The organism is Halorhodospira sp. 9621 (assembly GCF_022228055.1).
GTDB lineage: Bacteria > Pseudomonadota > Gammaproteobacteria > Nitrococcales > Halorhodospiraceae > Halorhodospira > Halorhodospira halophila_A.
In genome coordinates this window covers 1-10,748 of record NZ_JAJNRD010000042.1, presented here as the reverse complement: position 1 = coordinate 10,748, position 10,748 = coordinate 1, and the positions used below count along the sequence as shown (strand labels likewise).

Sequence of the window (10,748 nt, the reverse complement as noted above, 5' to 3'; positions counted from 1 at the left end):
CGTGTGGAGAAGGTCGGCTGAGCCCGCCGGCCAAGGGCCTTCGAGATCGATTGGCTAAAGTCTCACCAGCACCCCAATCGCCAAAAATCAGTTAGTTACAAACACCCCTCTGCAAGTCAGCGGGTTACGGGTACTTCGGGCAACACATGTGCACAAGTGCGCGCTGAAGATCCCCCGCAGCGCACCCTCCCCTAGCCGATCCGCTCCAAGAGTTCGAAATACAGCCCGATGCCTACCACGGCGAGAATGATCGCGAGTGACCCTTCCATAACCCTGCCGGCCTCCATCGGTTAGCCACGACAACGCCTGCCTCAGGGTATACGAGCGCGCGGACTGCTCGCATCCGCATCCAGCTCACTACTGACGACACCAGCTGTCGCTGCCTCCCAGCACCCTGTTGCACGTTCATCGAGGAGGACGTGCCATGGTGTGCCCATCGCCCACCCAGGGGGCAGAGCCCGAGCCGCGGGTCGTGCAGCCGGAGCCCGATCGCAACGGCGGGGTTCGGCTGACCGATCTCGGTGGTCGCTGCGTTCGCATCGAGGCGGCCTCTTTGCACGCGCTCGACCTGCTCGACGCCCCGCGGCTCGAGCATCTCGATCTGACCGGCTGCCGGTCCGGGCTCTTCCTCGCACTAGCGCGCTGCCCGCACCTGCAGCGCATCGACCTGCCGCCCGGCGAGCGCGGGGCGATCATCCACTGGGATCGGCATGGCTCAGTGGAGACCGAGGCGGTGGTCCATGGGCCGGTGGAGCACCTCGATCTGTGCGGCCGCGGCTACGCCTTTGGTCTGCCCGGCGGCCGTGCCGGGACGCGCAGCTGGCAAGGGGCGCGGATCTGCACATCGCCGCCTCAGTGGTTGGTGGCCAATGAACAGGCCCTGGTCTGGCTCGGCACGGGCAGCACCCCGGTGACCCTGAAGATCCCGCCGGCGGCGCGAAGCATCGCGATCCATGGTGCCGGAGTCGAGGGTGTCGAAGCGGACGCGACCGCCGCTGTGGAGGCGGTGGACCTGCAGCAGGTGCCGGATCTGCGTCGGGTTACACTGGCGCCGCCGGTCCATGTGCTGACCGTGCAGCGCGCCGAGCGCCTCGACCAGGTCCAGGCCAGCGGCGAGGCGCTGCAGCTCAAGCACTGCGGGGATCTCATCGCCGGCGTCCATCTGGACGGCGCCTGGTCCCATGCGCTGCTCGCTGATACCACCATCCGCGACGACACCGCCCCGGCCCTGGAGCGGGTCGAGGTCCGCGGCGGGGAGCGGCCCCGTGACCGGGGCCAGCCCTCGCGGGTGCACCCGTGGCTGCCGGCCAACCGGCGCGCCCCGCTGCCCGCCAGCGAAGTCCCGCTGCTGCTCGAGGCCGCGCAGGCCGGCGAGCAGCGCGCCGGCACCGCACTGATCCGCTGGGCCGAGTCCGTACCGCGTCGCAATGCGCTTTTCGCCCTGCAGACCCTCTACAGCCTCCTGGAGCGCCCGGAGCCGCCGCTCGAGCGTATCTGGCAGGCACGCACGACCCTGGCCCGGCGCTTTAGCAGCCGGCGTGGACCGCGCTTGGAGTGGGCCTGGAACCTGCCCGAGGATCTCATCGAGGAGACCCTGCGCATGGACTTTCGCCTCTTTGCCCGCTGCCGCGGGCAGGTGACCGCCACCATGCGCCTGGATGTGTACCTGCGCAATGCTCCGCGCTCGCGGGAGCTTCGACTGCTCGCATGCATCGCCGCCGACCGCTGTGTCCCGGCCGATGAGCGCCACCTCGCCGCGGCGCTACTGCGCGAGGCCCTCGCCGTGGCCGCCCGCGGGTTCACCGGCCCCCACCGCGGCCCCGGGCGCCAGGGACCGCCGAGCGAGCTCGGCCCGCTCGTGCGCTGGATCATCGAACAAGCCGACCGCCCCATGGCCGATGACCTGATCCGCTGGATCGAGCGCGTGGTCACGGTTGAAAAGCGCGTGCGCTATCTCGGCGAACTCGCCGCCCACGGCCACGCCCCGAGCCGGGCCGCTGCGCTGGCCATCGGCCTGCAGCCCCCGCCCTCGAGCTGGCGCTGGCGCCGGGACACCGGTCAGGCGCTGCGGCAGCAGGCGATGGCCGCCGCCCTGAGCCCGCCGCGCAGCAACCGGCTCGCCGAATCCCAGGCCCCAGAGGAGACCCGCCCATGAGCACCACCGCCGTCTCGCTCAAAGAGGCGCACGCCATCCTGCACCACCAGGCCTCGGCGCTGCTCGCCGATCCAGGCCTGGCTCACCAGCTGCCGCCGGCCCTGCTCTGGGGACCGCCGGGGGTGGGCAAGAGCAGCGTGGTCCGCAACGTCTGCGAGGAACTGGGCATCGCCTTTATCGACGTGCGCCTCTCGCAGCGCGAGCCCGTGGACCTGCGTGGGTTGCCTGTCCCCCGGGAGGATCGGGTGGACTGGCTGCTCTCGAGTGAATGGCCGCGGGATCCGGACAGTGCCGGGATCCTTCTCTTCGATGAGATCACCGCCGTGGATCGCAGCCTGCAGGTAGCCGCCTATGAGCTGCTGCTCGACCGCCGCCTCGGCGATCTCTACCGCGTCCCGGATCGCTGGTATCTGTGCGCCGCCGGTAACCGTGAGGAGGACGGCGCCGCCGCACTGGGGCTATCGAGTGCCCTGGCCAACCGCTTCTGCCACCTGGAGGTCACTGCCGAGCTCGAGCCGTGGCTGCACTGGGCACAGGCGCAGGGGCTGCACCCGGACGTCCTCGGCTTTCTGCGCTACCGCCCGGACTGCTTTCTGCAGCTCGAGGGGGATCTGCAGCGTGGCTGGCCGAGCCCGCGCAGCTGGGAGCGGGTCGCGCACCAGCTCACCCTCGCCGAGCAGACTGGCCTGGGCGAAGGGCCCCTACAGCGGATTGTCGAGGGGCTGGTCGGCGCCGGCGCGGCCGCAGAGCTTGCCGCCTTTCGCAGCTGGTCCGGCGCCCTCGTCGACGCCGAGGCGATCCTGCGCGGCGAGTCACGGGCCGTAATCCCGGAACGGGCGGATCAGTGCTACGCCCTGTGCGCGGCACTGGTCTACCACCTCTGGCGCGGCCCGGAGAGCGAACGGGCCCAACGCCTCGACCGCTTCCTGGAGGTCACCCTGGCGCTGAGTTCGGATTTCGCCACCATGGCGCTGATCGACGCCGTCGGCGGCGCCGAGGGGGTGACCGGCGAGCGCGGGCAGCGGATCTTCGCCCATCCCCGGTTTACCGACTGGGCGGCAACCCACGGCAGCGCGCTGAGCCGCTATCTGCCGGGCGCCGGCTCGAAGGCGGTGCCGGCATGACGCCGCGGGCGCCGAACCCCGAAGAGCTTGAGCGAAAGAGCCGCGCTGGAGCGCTGATGCGCGCCGACCGGCAGGGCGTGCTGGTGAGCTCGCCGTTTCTCGGCGTCCTCGCGATGCGCCTGGAGCTGGTGCCGGTCATCGACAGCCGGGTGCCGACGGCCGTGACCGACGGTCACGCCGTCTATGCCCACGCCGACTTCTGGCTGGAGCTTGGCGAGGCGCAGCGGCTTTTCGTCCTCGGCCACGAGATCTGGCACTGCGCCCTGCAGCACTTCGCCCGGCGTCTGGGGCGGGAGCCGCGGCGCTGGAATCTGGCGGTGGATCACGAGGTCAACGACCTGCTGGTGCGGGAGGGCTTTGAACCCCTGGCGGGGGCCGTCCACTTCGAACGGCTGCGCGGGGAGAACGCCGAGAGCGTCTACCAGCGATTGGGCGAGATGGGCGGGCTTCCGGAGCGGGATCCGCGGCATGCCGATCTGCACGAACTGCCCGGTCCCGACCCAAGCACCTCGATACAGGACCCGGACTACGCCCCCCGCCAGGACCCGGAGATCTGGCGCAGCTGGGCAACCCGGGTCCGGGCGGCGGCGCAGCAGGCCCGCGCCGCCGGGACGCTGCCCGGGTGGTTGGAGGCGCGGATCGAGGCGGCGGGACCCCCGAGCGTGCCCTGGCAGCGCTACCTGCAGCGCTTCATCCAGCAGGTCCGCGGTGGCGGCACCCGCTGGCTGCCGCCCTCGCGCCGTCACTGGGGCCGTGGGCTCTATCTACCGAGCCGACGCACGGAGCGCCTGGACCTCGCCGTGGCCGTGGATACCAGCGGCAGCACCGTCGAACACTGGCCGCAATTCCGGGCCGAGCTTGGCGGCATCCTGCGCACCTGCGACGACTACCGCCTGCGCCTGCTCCAGCTCGACACGCGGGTCACCGACGACCAGATCTACACCCCCAGCCAGCCCCTGCCGGCGGCGCTGCCGATCCACGGTGCCGGCGGCACCGACCTGCGCGCCCCCTTCGAGCACCTCCAGGCCGCACCGCCCACGGCATTGGTGGTGATGACCGACGGCTTCGGGCCGACACCGGAGCAGCCTCCGGCCTATCCGGTCCTCTGGGCGCTGACCCCGGGGGCGAGCCGGAAGCCGGGGTGGGGGCAGACCACTGCCATGCGGGCGAACGGCTGCGGCTGAAGACACGCTGACCGTATTGGATGTGGCGGGCCTCTGGGCGTCAACCTGCGCGGTCTTCTCGGTATCCGGACAGCGCACACGCGGCACGGCGGCGTTGATGAAGGCCTAGTGCTCGAAGAAATGCGGGTGCTGCCACGTGCGCTGCCGGGTGTCGTGGACGGGCTGCACTTCAGCGCCGCAGGCCGGGTAAGCGAAGCGGCTGCCGCTGGCAAAGGTGATATCGAAGTCGATGCGTTTGCCCTCGGCATCAAACCGGACGTCACCCACCTACCACGGCGCGCTCAGCCCCAGCGCGGCGGGGAACAGGGCGTGCTAGGTGGGCATGGCAACACCTCGTTTGGTCAAGACGCCGAGGCACAACATATAGGGTCACGCCGATGGACGGCTACCCCGCTACAAGCCGCTGACACCCACACGATTCGCGAAGGGGCCCGGACATCTGCCCGTCACTAGCTTTAATCCTTGAAGTGATAGCATTCCAGGCTGTCTTCTTAGCGATCGTTATCCGGCTAGCGGGAGAACAGTCATGAAGGTATTCGAGCCAGCATTGGCCGAGATGGCCAATGAAAAACTAGACACCTATGGGCCGGTATCTTTTAAAGAATATCTTGAAAAGCATGAGCTCGACAAATCCAAAAAGACAGCGCAATGTATCTCTATCGACTCAGTGACGAGCCTAGCGAAAGAACTTCGAGATGCCGGAGTCATGGTTTTCCGGCTCGGAGCCCGGCCAGAAGCGAACACAACACACTTCGCCCTCGCTAAATGCTCGAAAGGCTGGGATGATTTCTTCCTAGATGACAGAAAATTGGTTTCTGCAGCCGCGCCAGAGGTTTTTGTTCCAAGCACGTCCCCACGACGGTTATTCGCGTTTCATTTGCTCCCTAAGCTAACCGAGAATTCACTGGTAACTTTAGGTGTCGCCTCTGGTCTGCTTCAAGATGCATTAGGAATTGATGAAGACCACGAGCAGGTAGTGCCTGCCACTGGACAAAGCACATTTACATTCAAAATACTACCGAAATCACACATGCCCGAACCGTGGGATCACATTAGAGGGCAAGTGGAGGTTGATGCCCTTTTTAGTGGGAGGCGTGAGGGGGAGGAATGCCTATTCCTTGTTGAGGCTAAATCCGGTGATCCTAATGGAACCTTAGCCAAGCACAAACTTTGTTACCCACTTGCGGCGCTTCGCAAAGAGGTGCCTAGCCACATAAAAATTGTACCAGTGTACTTAAAAACCTGGCCCGAACGTGACGGGCAACATTTTCTCGTAACTGAGTGCACCCACGGGAATAATGATCCGGTCGTTATTTCTGATTTAGAATCATCTGACGTGTGGCACATGGTAATTCAAGGGTTCGGCGGCTAAAAGCCTATCTGTCAATCCCGGGGCTCAGCACGGAGTGCTATTGAATCTGCGGGCGCTCCCAAGTTAAACAAGTAACGGCCGTTTCACCCTGGGCAGAGGGCTCGGTTTCTCTGGCCATCAGAGGCATATCGCGCCGAACCCACCCAAACGCCGTAGTGCCAAGCCTTGATCGTATAAATTTGGTGATCCGGAGCAAACCGCGGCATAACGTCCAGCCCGTGCATCGAACGCATCCGGTCGACCATCCGAGCTGCGTTTCAGTGGCCGTGGAAGCCATGCAGATGCACTTTCGGGCATCGACATGGGGCTCACATCGAGGTGTCGACCTCGCGGGACGCCTAAAACCCCTCCCCAGAATTGGTTGTGAAGTCCCCGAGCCAACCGACCGTTAACCCGTAGTGCCAAAACTCGGGGGCGCCCCGAGCGCATCGATGGCTTATTATAGGCGCAGCTGTTAAGGTTGGCGCCGACTGACGCCCTTACCGCGCTGCGCGCGCTACGCCCAGCCCGGATGGTCAGCGTGCGTCTCCAGCGACCCCTTCTATGGTATCGGGGCGCCGAGTTTCTCTGCAGCCTGCTACTTCTGCCCTTGGCACTGTTTTCGGACACGCGGCTGACACAAAGGTGCGCAGCTGATTTGCATGTTGTGTACAACGACGTACGACTTCACTTGCCGAACAATAAAAATAAATAAAAGTATACGAATGCGCCCAAAAGGCCCAGGTAGCAAACACGCGAGGATGCCACAAAAAACAAACGCATGCGCTCTAAAGATCCTTTGCTCCTGATGGTTGGTTCTGCGATCTTAGTCACAACCTCTCTCAATCGCTACGCCCACTCACCCTTAAATCTTGCGTACCCGCGTGGCAGGCCATACCGCCCAATATGATCGTCGAAATCGGCGATAATTGACTCCTCCCCGCCTCCGACCAAGGGGCCACGACACACACGTCCAATTATTTGTTCAAAAAAAATTGGCGAACCAATCGGAACTGACAGAATCGCCAGATCGGCCGAGGGAAGGTCTGCACCAACAGCCAAATATCTCACGTTCACCAAGAACTGTGTCTCGTTGCTCAGAAATGCAGCAATCCTTCTCCGGTTAACATTCTGCGGCTTGTCGCTGTCGACGACGCTAACGCTATAACCATTTTTATATATACCTGCAGCAATAACGTGGCATTGTGCTATCGAGTAACCGAAAACAATCCCTTTTCTGTCAGTAGCGTCGTAACGCACATATTCTAGGATTGAATCCAACCTCCCTGCGCTCTGCGCGGCAAGACTAGGGCTAATACCTCCGCGCCGCCGCTGAACGATTTCTCGGTCGGAAGAGTACAACGGTTCCAGCTGCTGATATCGCAAGCGGCTATAAACGCCACGCCGCTGCAGAGCCTCAACTGGCTCTTCACCCAACGCTTTGGGAAAAACAAGATTCCCACCGAATCGTCTCCTGAGCGCGCCCCCCTCACTCTCAAACGTGCGCCCCGGAGTGGCACTCAACCCAATAACCGCAGCCCCGCGCTGCCTAAGTCGATCCACCAGGCGCCCAAACTCGTTCGCCTCGATGTGATGACACTCGTCGATGATGACTAACTCAGGCGCAGGAGTACCCCGGGGCACTCTCAGCCACTTCTGCAAAGTATCGAACGTGATCTCCGCGACACTGTCATCAACTTGATCCGGGCGAAAGTGCTCAACATCACAGACTCGCACGGAGGTCGTCTGACGTACTGTCCACCACGCCTGCCCGAACTCCAAATACGCTTGCTCTATCAGGAGCCGTTGTGGGGCTAGCCAAGCTAGCCGCGTGCAACCTAGCTTTAGCGCCTCGAACATCAAATGCACGCCTGTCGTCGTTTTCCCTGCCCCTGTAGGTAGGCTAATTATACAACTTTCCCCGGCCTTGATTAGCTCCCGAGTAACGCTGAGCACTTCATTTTGGTACTCTAGGAGTTTTCTTGGCCCGCCGTGGGCAGGGAATTCCGCGGAGCCACCGAATTCTTTGTGTCCCCTCTGCCCAAACCGCGTTGCCTCCTTTCTATCATCCTCGAGCCAAGTCTCTACGTCCTCCGCACTGACCTCCTTCGACCGCTCAAATACTTGAGTCTGGAAACGTGCGAGTTGCCGTCTGAGTTTTGTTTGGCTTTCCACTTAATCGCTAACCTTTTTGAGCAAGCTCCAGATAAATCCGACACGAGCATCGAGCTGCTTTTGCGCATTCTCTTCGATCCAGTCTTGGTCCTCTAGCTGCTCCGGATCCTCTGCGAGTGAACATACTAAACGCCACATAGACCCTCGATTCGCTGAGTTGCCTGTCCTGATCTTTTTAGCTACCTGATCAAAAGACTGGACGTAATCCGGGTCCTCCTCAGCGAACCGTTCCAAAAACTCTTTATAGTCTTCAGGTAAGCCCGTTTGCCATACTTCAAGCCAACGCCGGCGCCCATAGTCAAGAGTCGTCAACAAGAGAATCCAATGGGCGGTACGATGCATGCCGCTATCTGTAAAGTCGACTGCATTTCTATCTAGGTTTAGGACGGACCCTGCCCAGAATGTACCTGATCGGCCTTCATATGAGAACGTCTTATTAATATCAAAAAAGTTATCATCAAGCTGGGTCAGGCTGTTTATCACGCTTTCTAACGCGTTACTCCAACTTAAGAGATGCTCCGGCGTACCTTTCTTTGGTATATCAGCGTCTTCTATAACAGGGAGAGGTGTTCGCCACAACAGTTGAAGCGCGTTGAAAAGCGCGGCCTGAAAGACAACTTTAAAAAAGAGGTTATCATTCTTAAGTTTTGGTATCTCTTCTTCCAAGCAGTGCTTCCACGTACTTATTTTCGGGGGTGTGCCTCGATGCTTAAGATGATCCTCTACTGCCTGCAGCCTTTGATACGCCTCCGGCGTTCCATCGTTCGCACAATATGCCTCGTACCAGTTGGAAAAATCCGCAGACAGCATATTATAGTCTCTGCGCAGTTCAATGAGTTCTGTGTATGGTTTTAGCCGAGTCAACAGGGAGCTAACAACCGGGGAGCACATAGTTCCAATAGCGTCTTCAATTTTACCAAGGTCTTCTTGGGGGTATGAGAAAGACGCCTGCCAAAGCTCCTCCGCATCCCGAAAATCCGAATAGCGCTTATTACACTCATCACTTGGTGTATACCCGAAGCGTTTGAAGGCCTCCATCTGCCTCTCAATGCCCTTCTTATCCGTCCAGTCGGTGACTGGCTTGACGCCTCCAATCAGCGTCTGAACAATCCTGTCGAGCATCAGCACAGTTGTTACATAGGGTCCATTCTCAAACTTCGCATCGTCGGTGTGCCAATCCACTAGCGCGAGGGGCAGTCGATCACCATCCTTCGGGGACGACGCATCGACATCGTGTAGTGACGTCCCTAGCATGCGTCGGACTGCTATGCTGTGAGGATCTGAATCATCCAGAAGTATTAACCTTGACCGCTTAACCGGTTTAGCATGTTTGTTTAGATCAATAAAAATACTTCGCAACAAGGTCAGGAGCTGGTTGCGTTTCCCGCTATTACCATTATATCCCAGTCGCGCTGACGGGATTATAAAGATCACACAAACGCGAGTGCGCTCAGCTTCCTCCGGGTTCTTATTATGCAGAAGCTGACACGCCGCTAAGCGGTGCTGTCCATCGATCGCGACGGTTGCCGTTTGGTCAACATTCCAACGTAACTCACCTACACTGAAAGTTTCTGGTTTGGCCGCATCAAACGGCACGTAGGTCCCTAGCGTCACAGGGCCTGTATTGATGATGTTATCGGCCGCCGTATCTTCTAGAGATGGAGGTATGCACTCATCAGCGTCAAACGACTTTATCTCATGGTTTTTATAGGGAAAAAGCGCAACAGTGATGGAGTTGAAAAACCTCGGTCGCTCCCCCTCGCTGTCTGCGAGATAGGGCAGTATTCTGTTCTTGACTCTTCGGTAATCGAGCTGCCGTTGATAAAGGGCCTCAATTTCTGTTGGGCCATCTGTCCACCCGGGAAGTTGTTCCGGCGTCTTCAGATAATGAGCCAACTCAGAGATTGTCATATGAGTTGTCACGTAAGGAATAGAGGTTGGGCCTAGTGAAAAGTGCCCCCCTAGAAAATGAAGCTGCGGACTTGCGTTGACATTTTTACGAATTCGGGGCTTAACTTCCATTTCGTGATGCTCCTTCAGCCTGCGCGTGATAATGCCGGTGAAAGTGTCAAAATTGCCAAGCTCCTTTCCAAGGCTTGCCGTTGTTTTACGGTCCAACCAGGAAGCAAAGCATACCTAAGGCCAACTATTTCCCACTCATATCCATATTGAGCAAGGCGAGCAGAGAAGTCGGAGGCTCCGGTTAGATGCTGTTTTACGCGAGAACATATGTTATCAGTTTCGCCCACATAAAGAGTTACATGGTAATCGAAGGATCGCAGCAGCCCTTGTATTTTTTTGCGGTTCTCGCGAGTGCACGCTGCATCCGCGAGCGCCTGTTTTTTCTCATTTCGCAGCTTCGATCCGCCCACGTACCAAGTAATCGCCCCCATGTGTTTAACGTCATCAGTCACTATACCTTGTCGTCTGCTGAGTTCGGAATCCAACCAGTCTGTAAAAGCATCTTGTGTAGCTAGGTTCTGACTAGTCGGACTGATCCGGCGAGACCACAAGTAAACTCCAGGTAACTCCGGGCACACGCCATTCAGTTCATTATTCTCTAAGGCGTCTAGGAGTGATAGCCCTTCTATAGGGCCATGAAGCTCAAATGGGCGCTGCTCGTCAACTCTCATAAAACGGTCCTGTCGCCTTTACAATATCGCCTTACATCAAGGCTAAATGATCACCGCCTCTGCAGCCGAGCGTCGGCGCAACTCCCGACGCAGGCGCCGGGTGTCCACCCCGCGCCGCTGTCCAGA

The 10,748-nt window shown here is 60.2% G+C and carries 8 protein-coding genes; 4 read left to right on the top strand and 4 right to left on the bottom strand.

The features are described from left to right. Positions 1 to 424 precede the first annotated feature (424 nt). The 3 genes from LRF89_RS12310 to LRF89_RS12300 are packed head-to-tail and all read left to right on the top strand — an operon-like array spanning position 425 to position 4,463. On the top strand, positions 425 to 2,155 hold the full coding sequence (locus tag LRF89_RS12310) for a hypothetical protein (RefSeq protein ID WP_238637246.1): 1,731 nt from the start codon (positions 425 to 427) through the stop codon (positions 2,153 to 2,155). Beyond that, complete coding sequence (locus tag LRF89_RS12305; RefSeq protein WP_238637245.1) at positions 2,152 to 3,279, top strand: AAA family ATPase; 1,128 nt, start codon at positions 2,152 to 2,154, stop codon at positions 3,277 to 3,279. The genes LRF89_RS12310 and LRF89_RS12305 overlap by 4 nt, the downstream gene beginning before the upstream one ends. Before the next feature lie 56 nt (positions 3,280 to 3,335). Further along, a complete protein-coding gene (locus LRF89_RS12300; RefSeq protein ID WP_238637244.1) occupies positions 3,336 to 4,463 on the top strand; it encodes a vWA domain-containing protein in 1,128 nt (375 codons plus the stop codon). A gap of 105 nt (positions 4,464 to 4,568) precedes the next feature. Here the strand turns inward: LRF89_RS12300 and LRF89_RS12295 are convergent, their stop codons facing one another. Beyond that, on the bottom strand, positions 4,569 to 4,730 hold the full coding sequence (locus LRF89_RS12295; protein ID WP_201242605.1) for a hypothetical protein: 162 nt from the start codon (positions 4,728 to 4,730) through the stop codon (positions 4,569 to 4,571). 259 nt (positions 4,731 to 4,989) lie between these two features. On the opposite strand from LRF89_RS12295, the gene LRF89_RS12290 reads away from it, so the two are divergent. Beyond that, on the top strand, positions 4,990 to 5,835 hold the full coding sequence (locus tag LRF89_RS12290) for a DUF6997 domain-containing protein (protein ID WP_238637243.1): 846 nt from the start codon (positions 4,990 to 4,992) through the stop codon (positions 5,833 to 5,835). 828 nt (positions 5,836 to 6,663) lie between these two features. Here the strand turns inward: LRF89_RS12290 and LRF89_RS13620 are convergent. The 3 genes from LRF89_RS13620 to LRF89_RS12275 are packed head-to-tail and all read right to left on the bottom strand — an operon-like array spanning position 6,664 to position 10,622. Then, positions 6,664 to 7,989 carry a DEAD/DEAH box helicase gene (locus tag LRF89_RS13620; protein ID WP_338018526.1) on the bottom strand — a complete coding sequence of 442 codons (1,326 nt, stop codon included), beginning with the start codon at positions 7,987 to 7,989 and terminating at the stop codon, positions 6,664 to 6,666. Continuing rightward, a complete protein-coding gene (locus tag LRF89_RS12280) occupies positions 7,990 to 10,011 on the bottom strand; it encodes a DNA sulfur modification protein DndB (RefSeq protein WP_238637242.1) in 2,022 nt (673 codons plus the stop codon). A gap of 14 nt (positions 10,012 to 10,025) precedes the next feature. After that, on the bottom strand, positions 10,026 to 10,622 hold the full coding sequence (locus LRF89_RS12275; RefSeq protein WP_238637241.1) for a hypothetical protein: 597 nt from the start codon (positions 10,620 to 10,622) through the stop codon (positions 10,026 to 10,028). Between the last annotated feature and the right edge of the window lie 126 nt (positions 10,623 to 10,748).